This is a genomic window from Streptomyces sp. NBC_01176 (assembly GCF_045039825.1).
In the GTDB taxonomy this organism is placed as follows: Bacteria; Actinomycetota; Actinomycetes; order Streptomycetales; family Streptomycetaceae; genus Streptomyces.
The window spans coordinates 392,565-413,266 of record NZ_CP108601.1 but is presented as its reverse complement, the minus strand read 5'-3'; the positions used below and the strand labels follow the sequence as shown (position 1 = coordinate 413,266).

Genomic DNA, 20,702 nt, shown 5'->3' with positions numbered 1-20,702 from the left:
GTCAGCCCTTGTACGCCTTGGCCGCGGCGATCTCCAGCTGCGCGGCACCCGCCTTCGGGTCGGACGGGTCGGCGAGGAAGTCCTGGAGGATCTTCCACTCGCCGGCGCCCTTGGTGCCGCCGAAGGCCGCGGGTGCCTGGTCGGACATGTCGAAGCGGACCGAGTCGCCGCCGCCGACCAGGGACTTGGCGATGGCGCGGGTGACATCGTCGCTGTAGGAGGACGGGTCCAGGTTCTTGTTCGGGGACAGGAAGCCGCCCTCCTTCGCCCACACGGCCGCGGCCTCCGGCGTGGCCAGGTACTCCAGCAGCTGCATGCCGGCCGTGGCGTTCTTGCTGGCCTTCAGGACGACCGCCGCGTCACCGCCGCTGACCACGGGCGGCTTCCCGCCGTCGACGGCCGGGAAGGGGAAGAATGTCGCGTCCTTGCCGATCGTCTTCTTGAACTGGTCGTGGGCGACCCCGGCGACGAAGTCGCCCTCGTACACCATTGCGGCCTCGGGCTTGGGCCCGAAGACCTTCTGCACGGAGCCCGGGAAGTCGGTGTTGAGGGCCTCCTTCTGGCCGCCTGCGATCAGCTGCTTGTCCTTGAAGAGGGTGCCGAGCGTGCCGAGCGCCTTGACCACGGACGTGTCGGTCCACTTGAGTTTGTGGGCGGCAAGGGCGTCGTACTTCTCGGGGCCGGCCTGGGAGAGGTAGATGTTCTCGAACCAGTCGGTGAGGGTCCAGCCGTCCTCACCGCCTATGGAGAAGGCCGCGAGCCCCGAGTCGGAGAGGGTGTGCCCGTCCTTCAGCAGCTCGGCCCAGCTCGTGGGCGGCTTGACGCCGGCCTGGTCGAGGGCGTCGGGGCTGTACCAGACGGTGGACTTGTCGGCGGCCTTGAAGTAGAGGCCGTAGAGGGTGCCGCCAACACTGCCGTAGTTCTTCCAGACCGGCGCGAAGTTGCTGTCCACGGACTGCTGGGTGGCCTGGGAGAGCGGCTTCAGCCAGCCGCTCTTGGCGAACTGCTGGAGCACGCCGACCTGCGGGACCATGACGACGTCGGGAGCGTTGCCGCCCTCGATCTTGCTGCCGATGACGGTGGAGACGTTGTCGCCGGTGGACACGAACTGGGTCTTGGCGCCGGTCTTCGCGCTGAACGCGTCGAGGACCTTCTGGAAGCTCTTCAGCTCGTCCCCGGACCAGACACCGGCCACGGTGACGGTCTGGCCGCTGAGCGCCTTGCCGCCACCGCCGGACGAGACCGGGCTGCTGCCGCCTCCGCAGGCGGTGGCGCCGAGCGCGAGGACGAAGGCGGTGCATCCGGTGAGCAGGGTGGTGCGTCGTCGCATCATCGTTGATGTTCCTTCGGGGAGCGAGAAAAATGACGGTTCTTCAGGACATGTGGGCGTTCAGACGTAATTCATCCACCAGGCAGCGGTGGAGCCGGGCAGTACTCCGGCGGGGCAGGGGCCGCTGGCGAGCAGGGCGGTGCCGGAGACGGGTGCGGGGGTGGGTGCCGTACCGAAGTTGACGGCGCAGACCAGGCCGTCGCCCCGGACGAAGCCGAGCACGCCGGGCGGGGTGTCCAGCCACTCCAACGGCCCCTCCCCCAACTGGGGCAGTTGGGAGCGCAGTTGGAGGCCGTCACGGTACAGGTGCCAGAAGGAGCGGGTGTCGGCCAGGGCACGGTCGGTGGCGTACTCGGCGAAGTAGTCGGGCTGCGGCAGCCAGGGCCGCGCCCCTTCGGCACCGGAGCTGAAGCCGAACGGGGAGGCCTGCCCCGACCACGGGAGCGGGACCCGGCAGCCGTCGCGGATCCGGGCCCGGCTGCCGGTGCGCCGGAAGATCGGGTCGGTCAGCACGTCGTCGGGCAGGTCCACGACCTCGGGCAGACCCAGTTCCTCGCCCTGGTAGATGTAGGCGGCTCCGGGCAGCGCCAGCATCAGCAGGGCCGCGGCGCGGGCCCGGGCGGCACCGAGTCCGCTGCCTTCGGGAGTGGGTTCGCCGTAGCGGGTGACCGTGCGGACCTGGTCGTGGTTGTTGAGGACCCAGGTGACCGTGGAGCCGGTGCCGGCGATGTCCTGCATGGCCTCGCCGATGACCTTGCGGAAGGCGTCGGCGTTCCACGGCGCGCTCAGCAGGTCGAAGAAGAACGCCTGGTGGAGTTCGTCCGGCCGGACGTACAGAGCGTGCTCGCGGGCGGTCGGCACCGACACCTCGCCGACGAGGAGGCGCTCGCGGCCGTCGCGTGCCGTGTACTCCTCGCACACCGCGCGCCAGTGCCGCCAGACGTCGTGCACCTCGGGCTGGTTCCAGGCGAGGGGGTTGACCGAGTCGCGGGTGCGGGCGTCGGCCTCCGGGTCCGGGGAGTCCGGCAGCTCGGGGTGTTTGAAGAGGCCCGCGGCGACGTCGATACGGAAGCCGTCGACGCCCCTGTCGAGCCAGAAGCGGAGCACCTGGTCGAACTCGGCGGCGACCTCCGGGGTGCGCCAGTTCCAGTCGGGCTGCTCGGGAGCGAACATGTGCAGGTACCACTGGCCGGGCCGGCCGTCCGGCTCGGCCACCCGGGCCCAGGCGGGGCCGCCGAACATGGAGTGCCAGTTGTTCGGCGGCTCGGAGCCGTCGGGGCCCCGGCCGTCGGCGAAGTGAAAGCGGCTGCGGGCCCGACTGCCGGGTGCGGCGGAGAGGGCCTGCTGGAACCAGGGGTGTTCGTTGGAGCAGTGGTTGGGGACGATGTCGAGCAGCACCTTGATGCCGAGCCGTCGGGCGGCCGCCGTCAGCAGGTCGAACTCGGCCAGGTCGCCGAAGATCGGGTCCACGTCGCAGTAGCCGGCCACGTCGTAGCCGTGGTCGTGCTGCGGGGAGGGGTAGAAGGGGCTCAGCCAGATCCCGTCGACACCGAGCTTCTTCAGGTACGGCAGCCCGGCCCGGACGCCGGCCAGATCGCCGATGCCGTCGCCGGTGCTGTCCAGAAAGCTGCGGACGTACACCTGGTAGATCACCGCGTCACGCCACCAAGGGTGCCTGTTCAACCCATTGACCTGTCTCTGTGAAGGACAGCTGCGGAGTCCAGCTGTTATGCATGCATGTTAAGTATGCATGTCGAGGTGGTGTCAATGAGCAAGACAGAGACTGCCGCCAAGTTGGGAGTTATAAGGGCATATTTAGGCCGCTTGAGGGCGCAGGAGAGGCTATGCAGTACTTAACAGGTATCTAGCGGTCAGAGAGGGCGGCCAGCTCCCGAGCCAGCCGGCGCACCGCCGCCGCGGGCGTCTCGTGCCCGGTCATCGCGTCGTGCACGACAGCCTGCACCACCAGGCTGACCTGGTCGTAGCGCGGGCTCTTGGGGCGCGGCCGGGCCGTCTGCACGCTGGCGCGCAGGGTCGGCAGATAGGGGAACTCCCGGATCAGCTCGGGATCGTCGTACAGCCCGGCGCGCACCGGCGGCAGCGCGCCGCGGGTGAGGACCTGGCGCTGCACGGGCGCGCTGGTGAGGTACGCGATCAGCCGTGCGGCCGAGTCGGGATGCCGCGCGTGCGCGGTGACGGCCAGGTTGGAGCCGCCGAGGACACTGGTCCCCGGCCCGTCGAGCCCGGGCAGCGGCACCGCGCCGACCTTGCCGGCGACCGGCGAGCCCTTGGCCGAGGCGCCGACATACGCGTACGGCCAGTTGCGAAGGAAGAGCAGGTGGCCGTCCTGAAAGGCCTGCTTGGACTCCTCCTCCGTGTAGGTCAGGGCGGCTTTGGGGATCCAGCCCTCCCGCACCCCGCGACCGAGGAACCCGATGCCCTCGCGGGCCGCAGCGGAGTCGACGGTGACCCGGGCACCCTCGTCGCCGAGGATGGTGCCGCCGGCCGAGTAGACGGCCTCGGCGGCGTTGACGGTGAGCCCCTCGTAGGGCAGGAACTGGCCCGCGTAGCCGCCGAGTCCGTACTTCGGCGCGATGGTTCTCGCGTCGCGTTCCAGCTCCGCCCAGGTGCGCGGGGGGCGCACGCCCTCCTTGGCGAGGATGTCCGCGCGGTACAGGAGCATGCCGGCGTTGGTGACGTAGGGGACGGAGTACAGCCGCCCCGCGTAGGTCGCCGTGTCGACGACCCCGGGCAGGAACGTGCCGAGCGGGAAGCGGTCCCGGGGCAGCTGCCGGATCCAGTCCCTCGCCGCGAACTCAGAGGTCCACGCGACGTCGATGTTGAGGACGTCGAACCGGCCGCGGTCGCCGCCGCGCAGGTCGGTGACCATCTGCGCGTGGGTCTCGTCGGCGGAGTCGGGAAGTTCGACGAGGGTGACCTTCTCGCCGGGGTGGGTGCGGTTCCAGCCCTCCAGGAGCGGGCCGAGATAGCCCGTGAGGTCCCCCGCGGTGGCCAGGGTCAGCGGGCCTCGTCCCCCACCGGTACCCTCGCCGGCGTGCGCGCCGGAGGCCACGTATCCGGTCAGGACCACCGCCAGAACCAGGAACCCCCTACCCGCGGCACGCAGCCACCGCATAGGTTCCTCCCTGTGCACCCGCGCGGAGCGTCCTCACTCCGAGTCGAAGGCCATGTATACCGGTTAGGTATCAGCGATACTAGGGTGTGGAGCACATTCGGTAGACAGGAGGACTGCACAGGTGCGCTTGCCCCTCCTGGCACTCCTCGCGCGCGGTCCGGCCCACGGCTACGAGATGAAGCAGGACCTTGAGCAACTGCTGGGCTCCGCGTACCCTCAGCCGAACATCGGCCAGGTCTACGTCACGCTCGGCCGCCTGGAGAAGCAGGGACTGATCGAGGGCCGGGACGTCGAGCAGTCCAGCCGCCCCAACAAGAAGGTCTACCACCTCACCGAAGCCGGGCAGGACGAACTCCGCGCCTGGTTCGAGAAACCCGAGGACGAGCCCCGGGTGCGGGACGAGTTCTTCATGAAGCTGGCGCTCGCTCCGCGGACCGGACTCGCCGACCAGATCGCCCTGATCAACCGACAGCGGCGGCAGTACCTGACCACCATGCGCAGCCTGTCGAAGCTGGCCGCCGCCGAGAACCGCGACAACCCGATCGCACATCTGCTGATCGAGGGCGCGATGCTGCACCTGCAGGCCGACCTCGACTGGCTGGAACGATGCCAGGAAGAACTGGAGGAGCTGGAATGACGCAGGGTCCCGCTCCCGTGCTGCGCGCCGAGGGCCTGGTCAAGACCCACCACGGCGAGGGCGCCCCGGCCCGGGCCGTGCGCGGCGTGGACCTCGCCCTGCGGCCGGGCGAGTTCGTCGCCGTCACCGGTCCGTCCGGGGCCGGCAAGTCGACGCTGCTTCATCTGCTGGGCGGACTGCAGCGGCCGGACTCCGGCAGCGTCTGGCTGGACGGCACATGCGCCGACACTTGGAGCGAGGCCCGCTGGGCCGTCGAGCGCAGGAAGCGGATCGGGATCGTCTTCCAGTTCTTCAACCTGGTGTCGAACCTGTCGGTCGCCGACAACGTGGAGCTGCCGGCTCTGCTCGCCGGGGTGGCCCAGAGCCAGGCGCGCGCCGAACGCGTCAAACTCTTGGCCGAACTGGGCCTTAACGGCAAGGAACGCAGCCTGCCGGGCGAGCTGTCCGGCGGCGAGCAGCAACGGGTAGCGCTGGCCCGGGCACTGGTGAACCACCCTCCGCTCCTGCTGGCCGACGAACCCGCGGGCAGCCTGGACAGCAAGGGCACCCGTGAGGTGGTGCGGCTGCTGTCCCGCTTCCACGGCCGCGGCCAGACGATCCTGCTGGTCACCCATGACGCCCGGCTGGCCAGCGCCGCGGACCGCGTGATCAGCTTCTTCGACGGCCAGATAGCCGACGACGCGGAACTCGGCGCAACGCCTTCCCGCGGTAACGGGATATCCGGCGTGCTGGAACTGACGGACTGACATGCGGACGCACCACGTCCATGCGAGGGGCTGAGCCGTATGCGGGCCACGTTGCGCTGGGCGCACTCCGATCTGCGCACACACCGCGGTGAGGCGCTGTTCCTGGGACTCGCCACGGCCGGGATCGTGCTGTCACTGCTGCTGGCGACAGCTCTGTTCGGTTACGCGACCAACCCCTGGCAGCGCGTCTTCGAGCAGACCCGCGGCGCGCATGTGTGGCTGCACACCGCCAGGTCCGCGCAGGTGGGAAAGCTCGCCGGGCTGGGCGGCGTGGAGTCCGTCGCGGGCCCGTACGCCACCGAGGCCATGACCGTCACCTCCCACGGCACCCGCACCGCCGTGGAACTGCGCGCCACCCCCCAGCACCTCACCGCCGGCCGCCCGCTCCTGGTCTCCGGCCGCTGGCTCGACCCGGCCAACCCCGACGGCGTGGTCCTGGAGAGCCATCTCGCCCGCGCCCTGCTCGCCGAGCCCGGCGACACGCTCACCCTGCTCGGCACCAGCCGCACGGTGACCGTGCTCGGCATCGCCGACAGCGCCGAACCGCGCTACGACCCGGACGAGCAGTCGGGCCTGGTCTGGACCCCGCCGTCCGCCGTACGCGCCCCGAACGGCCAGGTCGTCGGCCTGCGCCTGACCAACCCCGACGACACGGACTACGCCGTGCAGCGCGCCGTGACCGTCCTGGGCGCCGGCGCGATCGGCGAGGTCGCCACCTGGCAGCAGGCGCGCGCCGAGGCGCAGGGCGACAACCGGCTGCTCGGCCAGGTACTCGGCCTGTTCGGACTGGGCGCCCTGATAGCCGCCGGACTCGCCGTCCACGGGGCGATCACCACCCGGATCCGCGGCCATCTGCGGGACATCTCGATCCTGAAGGCGATCGGCTTCACCCCGGGCCAGCTGGTCCGCGTCTTCCTCCTCCAGCACATCGCGTACGCGCTCCTGGGTGCCGTGACCGCGGCCGCGCTGACGCGGGCCCTGGGCAGCCGGCTTCCCGGCCGGCTCGGGGACGCCATCGGCCTCTGGCAGGGCCTGCCCAGCCACACGGTGGCACTCGCCGCCATCCCGGCCGCCGCGGTGCTGTTCATCGCCGCGACGACCGCACTGGCCGCCTGGCGAGCGGGGCGCGTGCCTCCAGTGCCGACGCCGCTCCCGTCGGTCCGGGGCGGCGGCACCGCCCAGCGCGCGCCGCGCGGGCGGCTCTCGGCGCCGGCCCGGCGTGCGCTGGGCATGCGGGTGCCGCCCGCGCTGGTACTGGGCTGGCACGCGGCGTTCGCCCGGCGCGCGCGTTCACTGACCGCCGTGGCCAGGCTGGCACTGCCCCTGCTGCTCATCGTCGTGGCGATGAGCGCGTGGACCACCATCAGCCGCTTCCACAGCGAACCCGGGCGGATGGGGCTCCCGGCCGCGCTCACCGTCCATGCCGACGCGGGCCTGGACGACGGGGAGACCCGCGCCCTGCTGGCCCGTGACCCACAGGTCGCCGCCGCGTACCCGGGCGTCGAGGTGGCCGCGCTGGTCCCGGGGCAGACGGCCACGATCGCCCTGCGCGGCTTCGGCACCCGCCGGGACCCCTACCCGTACGCCCTGGCCGAGGGCCGCCCCCCGCGCGCCAGCGACGAGGCGGTGGCCGGCCAGGGCCTGCTCGACCTGCTCGACGTGCGCATCGGCGACTGGGTGCGGATGACCGTCGGCAACCAGCCGCAGATCCTGCACATCGTGGGCCGCAGCATCGAGACGGAGAACGCCGGCCGGGTCATCTCCACGTCCCTCGACACCCTGCGCGAGAACGATCCGCGGCTGACCGGCACCCTGTACCAGGTCCGGCTGCGCCCAGGCGCCGACCCGGATCATGCCGCCCGCCGGCTGACCGCCGCCGGAGACGGCCGGCTGGACGTGCACACCGTGCCCAATCCGGCGGACGGGCTCTCGCCGCTGCGCGGAGTAGCGGTCGGCGTCATCGCCGTGCTCGCCCTGATCGGTCTGGTCGAACTGCTCACGGCCATCGGCGGCACGGTACGCGAGGGTGAACGCGATCTGCTCGCCCTCAAGGCCATCGGCCTGTCACCTCGTCAGATCACCGCTGTCACCCTCACGGCCACCGGCTGCACGACCCTGGCCGCGGCCCTCACGGCTACGGTCTTCGGCGCCCCGCTCGCCCACTGGTTGATCAACGCACAGGGCAGGTCGAGCGGTATCGGTGCGGGCATCGCACAGGGCCCGCCGCCCGCGCTGCTGCTCCTGTTCGGCACGGCCGCGGTCCTGGGCGCGACGGCCTTGTCCGCCCTCCCCGCTGCCCGCGCGGCACGCCGCCGACTGGCGGACACCCGGAGCGCGATGGCCTGAGGTCGATCCGGGGGTGGGTAGTTGGTGCGTGGAGTGGTGTGTGAGTTGGGTGATGTCGCCGAAGTGGGCGGCGGTTTCACTAGGGCGGACCGCACCGCCTCTCGTGACGTGGCGAGCGACGGGGGACGCAGTCCCGCCGTGATGGCGGTCTGGTCGAGGACGGTGTCGGAGGCGCTACGGCCGCCGCCTGTGCGGAGCACCGCGCACACGAGGGTGGCCTGGTACCGGGCGGGGTTGCTGCGTCCACTGAACCTCAAAGGCAGTTCCTCCACATCCCATAAATGGCTGGTCACTTTTCAATTAGCAAGTGCCGTGAAAGTGGCAAGCCATTTATGGGAGGGTGTTCGTATGGTCAGCAGACACAGAGAGCCGGGTCTCACCGTGCGCCCGCCAGCGGACCTCAAAGCGCGCGCTTCAACCGCGCTCTCCGACCGGGGCAAGGAGATGCAAGCCTTCATAACCGCCTGCCTCCGCGCCCTGGACGCCGACCCTGACGGCTTCCTCGCCGTGCTCACCGAGCACTGGCCCGCCCCCAAACCCCGCGGCCGCCCCCGCAAGTCGCCGCCCCAGGACAGCAACTCTCCCCAGTAGCGCCCACGCAGTGACAAGCCCGTGATGCGGTCGGTGCGGAATACGGAACTGTCTCCTGCCGTGGCAGCTGTCGGTTCCACAGGGCGCCTTCGGATCCTTTCCGGCCTTGCCGATAGCGTTCTGAATGGTGCGCCGGAAAATAAGCCAGCCCGTCGCCTTCAGTTTCCGGTCTGCTCATGAAATTTACCCCCAGGCACAATCGATTGTCGTATGTATTTCGAACCGTGCTGTTGATATCCTATTGCCGTGGCGAGTGGGTGGATTCGAGCGATACGGGGTGGCAGATTTTTTCCGCGAATGCCCCCGCTGCGCCCACTCGCTCCGCTCGCATCACCTACCCCGGACCGGTCCGGCAACAGGTCTGGGAAGATCTCCTTATGGTTTTAGACGTCAGGTTTGTCCCGCAGGTCGAGGCGGCACGGACGCCAAGGTTAGAAATTCGATTCTCGACGCATTCAGCACGAATCCCGATACCGGAGCGACAGGCCTGCGCGATCAGGACTCATACAGGTAAACTTCGTATCTTTCCAGCCAGAGCCACGTACGCTCGGAACGGAAAGCAAATGTGACACATTCGAGCCGCAGGTTCTGAGCGGTACCAAGACCGACGTCGGTGGCGGTCTGATCGACACTCAGCGCTGCGTACTCCAGTAGCCACGGGCAAAGCCGATGCAGTGAGCGCGCAACGCTCACTGCATCGGCGCATAGCCTGTCTCTTCGGAAAAACGCCGCGAGAACGTGCGCGGTGACACCGCGGGCATGCCGGGCCAGAACCTCCAGGTGAGAGGTTCACCGGGCCCGCGTGCGGTCGTAGTACGCCCGTGAGGCGGGCATGACCGCAAGCTGTCCACGGAGTATAAGCAGAAAGCCTGCAGGAGGCCTGCGGTGGTAATGGCCTGGCCTGCGCATGTCGCCGCTGACACGACCGGAGTCGCGCGGGCGGACGGATGAACTTTCGGGCCCCGCATGACCTGGTAGCCGCGTTGCAATCCCATAGTTTCATTGGCATGTGAAAGCGTGCCGCTGTGTGCAGCCGGAATTCGCCTGGGGTGCCGTTCGTGTTGCTGTTTCTGCCGCTGGAGGCCGCCGTATGGCTTTGATTCGCTCAGTGTTCGTGGATGAGGCGGGTGGTGCGCTGCGCGTGGACCAGCGTGAGGTGCCTGACCCTGGACCGCTCCAGGTGCGTATCGCTGTTGAGGCGTGCGGTGTTTGCCACACTGATTCACAGATGGTCAACGGGCAGATGCCTGGTCTGGCGTTTCCGATGACCCCCGGCCACGAGATTGCCGGTCGCGTCGACGCGACCGGTGAGTATGTGGAGGGCTGGCAGCAGGGTGACCGCGTGGCTGTCGGCTGGTGCGGAGGCTACTGTGGCCACTGCATCGCCTGCCGCAGGGGCGACTTCATCCACTGCGACAACCTCCAGGTACCGGGCTGGGCCTACCCAGGCGGCTACGCCGAGGCCGTGATCGTGCCTGCCACAGGGCTGGCACGTATTCCGGACAGCCTCGGTTCAGCGGTGGCGGCACCCATGGCCTGCGCGGGGGTGACCACGTTCAACGGCCTTCGCCACAGCGGTGCAGGACCGGGAGACCTGGTGGCTGTCCTTGGACTGGGCGGTCTGGGACATCTCGGTGTGCAGTTCGCGGTGAAGATGGGCTTCGAAACGGTCGCGATCGCTCGAGGAACGGAAAAGGGCGAACTGGCCCGGGAACTCGGAGCCCACCACTACATCGACTCCACGGCTCAGGACATGGGCGCCGCCCTGCAAGCCCTGGGCGGTGCCCGCGCCGTCATCGCCACCGCCGGTCACTCCGCCACGATGGCAGCCGCCATCGACGGCCTGGGAACCAACGGCGCGCTCGTCGTCATGGGAGTCGACCCCGACCCCATGAAGATCAGCCCCCTGCAACTCATCGACCAAACGAAAACCGTCATCGGCCTGCCCGCTGGCACCGCCGCCGACGTCGAGGACACCCTGCACTTCGCGGCCCTGACCGGAGTACGCCCCTACATCGAGGAAACACCCCTCGAGCAAGCAACCACCGCCTACACGCGCATGATGAACAACCAAGCCCGCTTCCGCATTGTCCTCACGACTGAAGCGCTCCGGGTCTGATGGCAATGCTACTTAGATAGCTGAGTTTCCGAGTTGCAGGCTGGGTGGTCCGTGGTGTCGATTGTTGGTGTCACCGGGGTATTTGATGCGATGCGGGCTGAGGCGATGGCGTTTAACGGCACGGGGGCAGGTGCGGTGCCGTCGGGCGGGGTTTGGGTGTTCGACTATCTCGGTAAGGGCCCGGGCCAGCGAATCGGCCATGGCATCAGAAGCCGTATTCCTATCGATCATGAGGACGGTTCTGGTCGAACAGGGTGCCTGGTCGGGTGATCTTGGCCGGGTGGATGCATGAGAACAGGGCCCCTTGGTAGCTCGGGGTTGCGACGCCACTCGAGTATCAGGAGGCCCTGTTGTTCCAGTCTTGCGTGACCGCTCTCGTCCCGTCCAACTTCCGCGTGTCGGTGTGCGATTGCCTCGCTCACCGGTTCGGGAACGCGGCCGACCGGCCCGAGAGGGTACGGCGGTATCCGTCGGACATGACGGATGCGGAGTGGGCGGTGGTGCGTGACGCGCTGCCAGTGCCGGCGTGGCTGGAGGGCCGGGGCGGGCAGCCGGAGGGCTACTGTCACCGACAGATGCTGGATGCGGTTTTCTACGTCACCGACAACGGGATCAAGTGGCGCTCGGTTCCTGCCGATTTCCCTGCTTGGGACCGCGTGTATGCCTTCTTCCGCAGGTGGAGGGAGAACGGCCTGGTCAAGGAGTTGCACGACCGGCTGCGCGGGAAGGTCCGTGAGGCCGAGGGCCGTCAGACGGAGCCGAGTGCGGCGATCATCGACTCGCAGTCGGTGAAGGGCGCCGCCTCGGTGCCGTCCGCCACGCGCGGCTACGACGGCGGGAAGAAGATCAACGGCAGGCGCAGGCACGTCATCACGGACTGCCTCGGCCTGCTGCTCATGGTGCTGGTGACCGCCGCGGACGTCACCGACCGGCAGGCCGCCCGCATCATGCTGCCCCGGCTGCGGGTGCGGTTTAGGAAGATCAACCTGGTATGGGCCGACGGCGGCTACACGGGCGTCCTGGTCGACTGGGCGAAGGAGCAACTCCAGCTCACCCTGCAGATCGTCAAGCGGAGCGACGACATGAAGGGGTTCGTGGTACTGCCTAGACGGTGGGTGGTGGAACGAACTCTGGGATGGCTGTTGCGCACGAGGCGTCTGGCCCGGGACTACGAGACGCTACCCGCCAGCAGCGAAGCGTTCATCCACTTCTCGGCCACTATGCTCATGACCCGCAAGATGTGCCCGGAGGAAAGTGACACACGGTGATCTCCAGGCCGGTCTCGACAGCCAGCGCGGCCAGCTCGAACTTCCAGGCCCGGGTGCGGTAGCCGTTGGAGCCGCCCGCGTCCGCGGTGATCAGCAGACGGTGCGAGCGCGGGTAGGTGTCGCGCCCGACCGCGTGCCACCAGCGGCGGACGGAGGCGACGGCGAAGGCTGCAGTGTCGTGGTCGGTGCCGACGTGACCCAGCCCGTGTCCGCGGCCAGGTCGTAGATCCCGTATGGGATCACCTTGCCCAGATCGGCATCGGGAAAGTCGTGGGTGTGAACCCGGACCGGGTCACCTTTACGATGCCACTCGTGGCCGGCGTTCTTGTAGTTGCCGACCAACTCCTTCTTCTTGGTGTCCACGCTGATCACCGGGTCTCCGGCGGCCTGGAAGTCCTTGGCCTGGTCGTTGATATAGCGGAACTGTGCATCGCGGTCCGAGTGTTGGGCACCTTCGATGGTCTTGGCGTTGCCCTGGAGACTGAAGCCCTCCTCGCGCAGCACGGCCGCCACGGTGTCCGCCGAGACCCGGTGCCCCTGCCGGGTCAGCTCGGCAGCCAGTTGCCGGGTCGACTTCGTCGTCCATCGCAGCGGCGACATCGGGTCCCCGCGTACATCCGGTTCCACCAAGGCCAGCAACGCGGGCCGAAGGCCCGGATCCAGGTCCACCGCACGCTTGCGGCCCCCACCGGTGCGGCGCACCCGCCCCAACGACGCATCGCCGGACTCCAGTTCCGTCACACCGCACGACACGGTGCCCTCCCGGACTCCGGCCGCACGAGCGACGAGCCTGATGCCTCCATGGCCCAGCGACCGTGCTTCTGCTCCTATGGCCAGCCGCCGCTGCCGCTCGTCGAGATGCGGAAACAGCGTCGCGAACTTGGCGGCCAGGGCCGCCTCGATCCCCTCCGGACTCCCCATACCATGGCAACGAGCCTCGGAGCCGGAAGCGACGGCTTGTTTCCCGGCAAGCCCTAACTACCCGGCCTTGGGTCAAGGCCCGTTCAAGCAATCACTCCGTTTCTGGTTGCACGAAAGGGCATCGCCATGAGCGCAATAGGGCAACCTTTCGATGATCCTTTGGCTGAAACTGTCTGGTGGCTACCATCAGTCTGCATCGCCAGCCGCTGGGCGAGGGTTTCGTCAGAGCACGGGCGGCGAGGAAGGGCCTGGTTGTGAAGGTATTTGGCAGGGCCGAGCGACGGAGAGCTGGAGGGACGCGGGACCTGAAGGGGCCATCGGCACCGAGTCGGAGCCGATCGCGGCCAGTGGCGGCTTCCCGCCGACTTCCCCTGCGTACGGTGCTGGTCGTCGTAGTGCTCGTACCCACGGTGACCCTGGTCCCACTGTTGGGTTCCGGCGTCCTTCAACTCTTCACCGTGTGGCAGAAGGAGAAGACCGAGGCGGGTCAGGCCCACGACATCGGAGCCTCTGCCACCGGGTTGTTCGTCAGCCTCGAGCGGGAACGCCGGCTCACTGAGGAGGCGCAGGCCAACCCCGGCTCTGTCGTCAAGGAGGAACTGGCCAAGCAACGCGCGGCGACTGACCGGGCTGTGAGTGCCTTTCGTCCGCTGGAAACCTGGAACACCGCAGTCTGGGACACCGGCAATACGCGGCACGGGTTGGCCAAAGCCGTGGCACGGACTGGACACAGTCTCGACTCCCTCACCCAGCAGCGTCGGGGAGCGGACATCGGCTCGTCCAGCAAAGACAGCGCGTTCCTCTACTACAGCGGCATCCTTGAGTCAATAGTCGGCGTCTTCGATGAGCTCACCCACGACGGCAAGCCCGATGTGATTGCCATGAGGCACACGCTGGTCGACCTCTTGGCATCCGTCGACATGATCGGTCGCGAAGACGCGCTTCTGACCCACGGATGGAGAACGGGGTACCTGACGAGCGATGAATACGGCCGTGTCGTCGACTCGATCAGCACCGGCCAGTACCTGCTGCGGGAGCGGGTGGGTCCCAGCCTCCCCGACGAGGAGGCAGGCCTGTATCGATCAATGACGGCCAGTCAGCCGTGGCAGACCCGAGCGAACCTGGAGAGACAACTGATCGGCGCTCGGACGAGTGCCGACACCAACCAGGTGACGCTCCCCAGGGCGGGTGCCGAGTGGCGCTCGTCGGTTGATGCGCTCACCTCGCAGCTGCTGCACATCCTGCGCCTCCAGAGCGACAACGCCAGCAGTGCCGCCACCAAGAGCGCCGACAGGATCCTCGCCGTCCTCATCAGCATCAGCGCCGTAGGAGTACTCGCTGTAGGCCTGATCCTCGTCACCAGTTGGCGCCTCACCTCCATCCTGCGTCGCCGTATCCGCGAACTGCGCGAGGTGGCCCAGGATCTGCAGGAACGGCTGCCGGACGCGATCGCCCGGCTGGGGCGCGGCGAGGGCATCGAAGTGGACGCGGAAGTACGACTGATCGAGCCCACCCCAGACGAACTCGGGGAGCTCGCGCAGGCACTCAACCTGGCCATGCGCAGCGCTGTTTCCGCCGCGGCGCGTCAGGCCGATCAGCACCGTGGCTTCGAGCGGCTGCTCCAACGCGTCGCGCGCCGTACTCAGATCCTCATCGGCCTTCAGATGAGGAAACTGGACCAGTTGGAACGCAAGCACGAGGACCCCGCGGTGCTGGAGGGCCTGTTCGACCTCGACCACCTCACTGCTCGGCTGCGCCGTTATGAGGAGAGCCTGGTGATTCTCGCTGGTGGTCAGCCTCAGCGCCGCTGGCGCAAGCCGGTGCGCCTGCTCGAAGTGTTGCGCGCTGCACAAGGCGAGGTTCCGGACTACCGCCGCATTTCGCTCGAGGTCCAGGACGAGACCTGGGTGGCTGCGGGAGCCGTGGGTTCCTTGATCCACATCCTCGCGGAACTGATGGAGAATGCCACGGCCTTCTCCAAGCCGCCAACACCTGTGGACGTCAGGGTCGCAGCGGTCAGCCGGGGCGTCACGGTGGAGATCGAGGACCGCGGCCTCGGTATGGAGCTTGAGCAGTATGCCGCCGCCAACGCCCTCATAGAGTCGCCGCCGCAACTCGACGTGTTGACCCACGCCGACGATGCGCGTCTGGGCCTGTACGTGGTTGCCCGGCTCTCCGCGGCCCAGGGGATCCGAGTGGAGCTGCGGCCGTCGGCGTTCGGCGGCACCCGTGTCATCGTCCTGCTCCCGAAGCCGCTGGTGGTGGACCGACCCGCCACACAGCCCGAGCCGGAGACTGTCGCCCAAGAGGTATCCGAGGGCCCCACGGCTTCTCATCGAAGCCCGAGCCCCCCAGCAGTCGTCGCGTCCCCCACTGCCGGATCCAAGGAGACGGACGACACACCTCCGCTCTCGGGTAATCAGCATCAGCCGCTGCCTCAGCGAGTGCGTCAGGCCAGCCTGGTCACCGAGCTCAAGGCGCCGGCTTCTGCCGCTGAACAGACGAACCGGCAGCCGCCGCCGGTACACGAGCAGAGCAACCGATCCAGTGCCACGATCGGCGTGCTCCAGCGGGAGTCCCGTCGGGCCCGTAGTGCCGCCGACGCCCTTCAGCACCATGCGCACGAAGTGTCCGAGCGAAATATCCCAATGATGGAAGATCAAGGATGATGTACCGAAGCACCGCCACGGATGCGGACCTGGACTGGCTCCTGGATGCCCTGGTCGATCAGGTTACGGGCACACGGCACGCCATCGTGCTGTCCGACGACGGCCTGGTGATCAGCCGGTCCCAGACCATCGAACGCTCGGATGCCGAACGCCTCGCGGCCATCGCCACGGGCCAGCAGAGCCTGGCTCGCGGCGTCGGGCAGCTCTTTCAGGGCGGGTCGGTTCATCAGGTCATCGTGGAAATGGCTGATCTATGGCTCTTCATCACTTCTGCGGGCAAAGGAACACATCTGGCCGTTGTTGCTTCTCAAGAAGTGGACGCCGAGGTGATGGCCGTTGCGATGCATACCCTGGTACAGCAGGTGGGTCAGAAGTTGGGGACCGCTGAGCGGTCCTCGCTGACCAATGACGCCGGCCAAGACTGATGAAGCATTGGACGGACGGCTTCGACGGCGCTGAGGCCGACGAGCCCCTGGTCCGTCCCTTTACCGTCACCGGCGGACGAACCTTTCCGGAGCAGGACAACCTCAGGCTGCTCACCCTGGTGACGGCGATTTCCGACGTCCCTTCGGAGATCCGGCACGGCCCGTGGAAAATGCAACCCGAGCACCGCACCATCCTCACTCTCTGTACAGGCCCCACGGCAGTGGCCGAAGTCGCTGCCGCGCTGGCCCTACCCGTGTCATTGACCAAGATTCTCATCGGAGATCTGATCCAAGCCGGCTGGATGCGAATCCGGCCGCAACTGGCCTACACGCAAGCAGGCGGTGCTCCCAGCATTGCAATTCTCAAGGCGGTGAGGGATGGACTACGCAGAATCTGACCGGCGGATTCTGGCCCCCCTGGCGGTAAAGATCCTCATCGCCGGTGGATTCGGTGTGGGGAAGTCGACCATGGTGGGAGCGGTGAGCGAATTTGCTCCCCTCCGCACCGAGGAGTACTTGACCAGCGTCAGTGTCGGTGTGGACGACTTGGAAGGCGTGAGAGAAAAATCGACCACGACGGTCGCGTTCGACTTCGGACGTATCACCATCAATCGAGACCTCGTTGTCTACTTGTTCGGAACCCCCGGGCAGGAACGCTTCTGGTTCATGTGGAATGACCTCGTTCACGGAGCATTGGGCGCAGTCGTCCTGGTCGACACGCGCCGCCTGGACATCAGCTTCGCCTCGATCGATTTCTTCGAGGGCCGCGGCATTCCCTTCGTCGTCGGTGTCAACTGTTTCGACGGCATCAGAGACCGGACAGAGCAGGAGATCCGCGCGGCGCTCGATCTCGATGCGCAGGTGCCGTTGGTGTTCTGCGACGCCCGCGACCGGGGGGCGGGGCGGGATGCGTTGGTGATACTCGTCGAGCACATCATGGGTGGCCGGAACTAGCCTCGCTCTTTCTCGCCGGGGCGGCCTGACCTCTCTGGTCAGGCATCAGGGTCCCAGAGCAGGAGGAGCGGGCGACCTGGCGGACCTCTACGCCGTACCCACCCTGACCCCCACACACCTCCGGCACCTCGCTCCCGTGTCCGCCGTGCCGACCGCTTCCGCTTCCATGCCGCACAGCGGGGGTGAGGCTCGGAAGACCACCGCGACGCCTGGGAGCGACCTTCGCCCAGAAGAAGCCGTGTACAAGGCACTGACCGGCCCCTTTAGCGCGGTGCCGCATCCTGGGCGGGAGCCGGACACCGGGGACGCATCTCTGGCACCTGGCGGGTTGCGCGTCGCACACGTCCGAGATGATTCCGGCGAGGGCGGTCCGCGTGTCACACACCCGGTCCGGCATGAGGCACGCACCGCGTCAGTCGGGCACGGACGCGAGGACGGCGGCGAGCTGCGATCGCCGGTTGATCTGCAGCTTCGCGTAGGCGTTGTACAGGTGCACTCCCACGGTGCGGTGGGAGAGATACACCCGGTCGGCGATCTGCTTGTTCGTATACCCCTCGGCGGCCAGCTGAGCGACGTGCAGTTCCTGAGCGGTGAGCACACTCCCGGCATCCAAGCTGTTCGGGGGCGACGGGGTCAGCTCTCCACCGCCGGCAGCACGTAGCTCTTGTGCCGCTCTCTGCGCGAGCGGTTTTGCGTGGTGCGACTCAAAAACGTTCAGTGCCGCGGAGAGCTGGGCACGTGCCTCCATGATCCGTCGCTCTCGCCGCAACCACTCCCCGAAGAACAATCGGGTCTTGGCCAGGTCGAGGAACGCGGTGCTCTGCTCGCCGCATCTTATCGCCTGCTCGAAGTGCTCCTTTGCCCCGCTGCCTGGCGTCAACAGCGCCAGCGACCGTTCGATGAGCATGGCGAGATGGTCGGAGTATCCGGATGCGAGAGCGGCCGTGGCCATGTCGAGCCAGCCCTGCACCACCTCCGGTCGCCCGGCGCGCACGGCCACGTCGGCGAGGTCGCCGCCCGCCCAGACACCGATGGGTGGATGCTCGATGCTCTTCAGTAGGTGCGCAACCGCCTCGTCCGGACGGTGTTCGTTCGCCGCTGCCTGAGCGGACGCCCAAGATGCGGTGGCCGCCACCCTGGGGACGGGGGTCAGTCCGGACAACTCGGCGCTGGTACGCAGAGCGGAGGTCGCAAGTTCCTGTTCGCCTCGCCATGCGCGTGCGCGTGCGATGTTCGCCGCGGCCAGGGCCCCAACAATCGCCGATAGGCCGAGATCGGAGCTGAGGCGCAATGCGTGCTCCGAGTCGGCGAGGCCGGCGGCGATCGCGTTGGCAGTGATGCGTAGGGTTCCGCGTCCGGAGAAGGCTATCGTCTCGTCGGTCGTCCGTGCCGATCGGTGGAATATGTCGATCTCGGTGCTCCAGACACGTTCGGCCTCGGTGAGGTCGTTGGTTTCCTCGACGGCGAAGGCGAGGCAGCTCAGCAGCGTCGCGTCCGTATCGCGCACCTGCCCCTGGAAGATCGACAATGCCCTCTCGACAGATGCGATGGGGTCCGCGGCGCTGATCAAAGCAAGGCCGATTTCCTGAAGCACCTGCTGTTCCTCAGTGACGGCGAGATCGGGTCGCCGTAGTTCGTCGGCCACGGCCGCCCTGATCTCAGCGGAGGAGTCCTGGTGCAGGTAGCTTCGCACCGCAGCCCAGATGAGGATCTCCACTCTGTCAGCCGGGTCGGTCAGTGTCCGTGCCAGCGCGACGAGTTCGTCACCGCGGCGCCCTTGCAGCGCCGTGCTGGTGGTGGCGATCAGCAGTTCGGTGCGTGCGCACTGCACCAGTGACGCTTGGTCATGAACGACTGGCATCGCCTCGGCGAGCAGGGCGGCGGCCTCGGCGGGCGCGCCCGCCTGCCGCGCGGCTTCGGCCGCCATCACCGTGCGTCGCGCCCGCTCCGCTGCGACCGGAGTCAGTGAGGCCGCGCGTCGCCAGGTGGCGGCTGCTTCGGCCAGGGCGCCCCGACGGCCGGTCGACACGGCGACTTCCTCGAGTTCGGCGGCGACCTCCTCGTTCCATCCGGCGACTGCCGCAGCCCGGTGCTGGACGGCGCGTGCGGGATCAACCATGACCGCCGCCAGTTGTGCGTGCACGCGTGACCGTGCGTCGAAGTCGGCGTTGTCGTACACCGCTGAAGCCACCAGCGGGTGACGGAACCGGTAGGTGCCACCGGTGACTGTGATCAGTCCGAAGCTCTCGGCCGGCGTGAAGTCACGTTGGTCCAGACCCAGGTTACGGGCCGCCTCCATCACTTCGTAGCTGCTCGCGTCCTCGCCGGCAGCGGCAACGAGGAGGGCGCGCCGCGTCGCCCGGGGCAACAGGGCGACCTCGGCCAGAAACGATTTTTCCAGACGTTTACCCATCGGGATACGGCTGCGCTCGGCAGAAGGTGGTCCCTCCATCCAGGACGGGTCGGCCGACCACTCGGTCAGTGCGAGCGGGTTGCCCCGTGCGTACGCGACCAGGCGATGCCGTTGCGGCATCGCCATCGCAGGCGCGTGTCTGTCGATCAGGCTCAGCGCCTCTTCCTCGCTGAGCGGCGTCAGGGGCACGTGGTGCTTGAAGCGCGACTCCTGGTCCGGGTACATGGGATCGGCTCGGGTGGTGGCCACGAGCAGGGCCGGCATGACGCCCATGCGGGCCGCGAGGAACGTGACGATCTCGGCTGTCGACCGGTCGAGCCAATGCAGGTCCTCGATCAGCACCAGGAGGGGACTCGCCGCTGCGGCCTTCTCCAGCAGCCCGAAGGCGGCAAGCCCGGTGATGAGGCGGTCGGCCGGTTCTCCCTCCGCCCCGAACGCCACGTCGAGAGCTGTGTGCTGGCGCGGCGGCAGTGTGTCGATGCGGTCGAGCAGAGGAAGCAGTAGTTCGTGCAATCCCTCGAAACCGGCCGCGCCCGCACCGCGGATGCCGTGACACGACAGGATCTCGAAACCTGATGAAGACGCCGCCTCGACGACTGCGGACGCGAGCAGGCTCTTTCCGATGCCTGCTTCACCGGACACGAGCACCGAGGACCCTTGTCCCCGCCGCGCCGAATCAACGAGGCCGGCCAGCCGTCTGAATTCCGCTTCCCGCCCGATCACGTGCACATACCTCCCGCGAGTTGTCCGGACGCGCGGCAGTCGTCACGCAGTCTGCGGCCTGAACCGTGTGCTGGGACAGTTCGTGCCGCAGGCCGGATTCCGTCATCTTACGACAATGTAGTCACGGCACACCTCCAGTGATCGCACCGGCAGGTGTGCCGCTTGCGGCGGCGTCCGCTCCCCCTCCGATCACCGGGGCCCCTCCGCCCCACTGCCTGTCACCGCCTCTTTCGAGGCGGAGCCCACCGTCCTGGCCACAGCCCTGCCGTACCCACGTGTGAACGGCGGCGAGCCACATGGAGTTCAACTCTGCGCGTGTGACCTTCCTTATGGCCGGGTGTGACGGTCAAACCTACTGTCTGCAAAGGCAGGTTGGCTGCCGTGTCACCCAGGCAGAAGGGTGGCTCGTTATGTACCGAGCGAC

14 protein-coding genes and 1 pseudogene are annotated in these 20,702 nt (G+C 67.9%); 10 read left to right on the top strand and 5 right to left on the bottom strand.

All coding sequences use genetic code 11. The annotated features are described in order from the left end of the window. Position 1 precedes the first annotated feature (1 nt). The 3 genes from OG199_RS45115 to OG199_RS45105 form a co-directional block, all read right to left on the bottom strand. Positions 2-1,333, bottom strand: coding sequence for an ABC transporter substrate-binding protein (locus tag OG199_RS45115; protein ID WP_331728373.1), 1,332 nt, complete (start codon positions 1,331-1,333; stop codon positions 2-4). A 57-nt stretch (positions 1,334-1,390) separates the two neighbouring features. After that, entirely contained in the window at positions 1,391-3,013 is a 1,623-nt protein-coding gene (locus OG199_RS45110; RefSeq protein WP_331728371.1) for an alpha-amylase family glycosyl hydrolase, read from the bottom strand. Positions 3,014-3,194: 181 nt separating this feature from the next. Beyond that, a complete protein-coding gene (locus OG199_RS45105) occupies positions 3,195-4,466 on the bottom strand; it encodes an ABC transporter substrate-binding protein (RefSeq protein ID WP_331728370.1) in 1,272 nt (423 codons plus the stop codon). Positions 4,467-4,587: 121 nt separating this feature from the next. Here OG199_RS45105 and OG199_RS45100 point away from each other — a divergent pair, with 121 nt between their 5' ends. The 6 genes from OG199_RS45100 (at position 4,588) to OG199_RS45075 (ending at position 12,173) form a co-directional block, all read left to right on the top strand. Then, the gene (locus OG199_RS45100) at positions 4,588-5,103 is read left to right on the top strand and encodes a PadR family transcriptional regulator (RefSeq protein ID WP_331728368.1); all 516 of its coding nucleotides are present in this window, start codon (positions 4,588-4,590) and stop codon (positions 5,101-5,103) included. After that, positions 5,100-5,849: an ABC transporter ATP-binding protein gene (locus OG199_RS45095; RefSeq protein WP_331728366.1), complete on the top strand. Its 750-nt coding sequence runs from the start codon at positions 5,100-5,102 to the stop codon at positions 5,847-5,849. The genes OG199_RS45100 and OG199_RS45095 overlap by 4 nt, the downstream gene beginning before the upstream one ends. 39 nt (positions 5,850-5,888) lie before the next feature. Then, entirely contained in the window at positions 5,889-8,195 is a 2,307-nt protein-coding gene (locus OG199_RS45090) for an ABC transporter permease (RefSeq protein WP_331728364.1), read from the top strand. Positions 8,196-8,639: 444 nt separating this feature from the next. Further along, on the top strand, positions 8,640-8,786 hold the full coding sequence (locus tag OG199_RS45085; RefSeq protein WP_405834996.1) for a hypothetical protein: 147 nt from the start codon (positions 8,640-8,642) through the stop codon (positions 8,784-8,786). 1,090 nt (positions 8,787-9,876) lie between these two features. Further along, positions 9,877-10,905, top strand: coding sequence for an alcohol dehydrogenase catalytic domain-containing protein (locus tag OG199_RS45080; RefSeq protein WP_331728360.1), 1,029 nt, complete (start codon positions 9,877-9,879; stop codon positions 10,903-10,905). A 476-nt stretch (positions 10,906-11,381) separates the two neighbouring features. After that, complete coding sequence (locus tag OG199_RS45075) at positions 11,382-12,173, top strand: IS5 family transposase (protein WP_331728355.1); 792 nt, start codon at positions 11,382-11,384, stop codon at positions 12,171-12,173. Here OG199_RS45075 and OG199_RS45070 read toward each other — a convergent pair. Further along, a pseudogene (locus tag OG199_RS45070) lies at positions 12,130-13,094 on the bottom strand (ISAzo13 family transposase). The gene OG199_RS45075 and the pseudogene OG199_RS45070 overlap by 44 nt on opposite strands. A gap of 380 nt (positions 13,095-13,474) precedes the next feature. Here OG199_RS45070 and OG199_RS45065 point away from each other — a divergent pair. The 4 genes from OG199_RS45065 to OG199_RS45050 are packed head-to-tail and all read left to right on the top strand — an operon-like array spanning position 13,475 to position 17,142. Then, positions 13,475-15,763 carry a nitrate- and nitrite sensing domain-containing protein gene (locus OG199_RS45065; RefSeq protein WP_405834994.1) on the top strand — a complete coding sequence of 763 codons (2,289 nt, stop codon included), beginning with the start codon at positions 13,475-13,477 and terminating at the stop codon, positions 15,761-15,763. Next, the gene (locus tag OG199_RS45060) at positions 15,763-16,188 is read left to right on the top strand and encodes a roadblock/LC7 domain-containing protein (RefSeq protein ID WP_331728352.1); all 426 of its coding nucleotides are present in this window, start codon (positions 15,763-15,765) and stop codon (positions 16,186-16,188) included. Before OG199_RS45065 ends, OG199_RS45060 begins: the two co-directional genes overlap by 1 nt. Beyond that, on the top strand, positions 16,188-16,586 hold the full coding sequence (locus tag OG199_RS45055; RefSeq protein WP_331728349.1) for a DUF742 domain-containing protein: 399 nt from the start codon (positions 16,188-16,190) through the stop codon (positions 16,584-16,586). The genes OG199_RS45060 and OG199_RS45055 overlap by 1 nt, the downstream gene beginning before the upstream one ends. Next, positions 16,567-17,142, top strand: coding sequence for an ATP/GTP-binding protein (locus OG199_RS45050; protein WP_331728346.1), 576 nt, complete (start codon positions 16,567-16,569; stop codon positions 17,140-17,142). The genes OG199_RS45055 and OG199_RS45050 overlap by 20 nt, the downstream gene beginning before the upstream one ends. A gap of 412 nt (positions 17,143-17,554) precedes the next feature. Here the strand turns inward: OG199_RS45050 and OG199_RS45045 are convergent, their stop codons facing one another. Beyond that, positions 17,555-20,278 carry an AAA family ATPase gene (locus OG199_RS45045; protein ID WP_331728343.1) on the bottom strand — a complete coding sequence of 908 codons (2,724 nt, stop codon included), beginning with the start codon at positions 20,276-20,278 and terminating at the stop codon, positions 17,555-17,557. Positions 20,279-20,702: the final 424 nt, after the last annotated feature.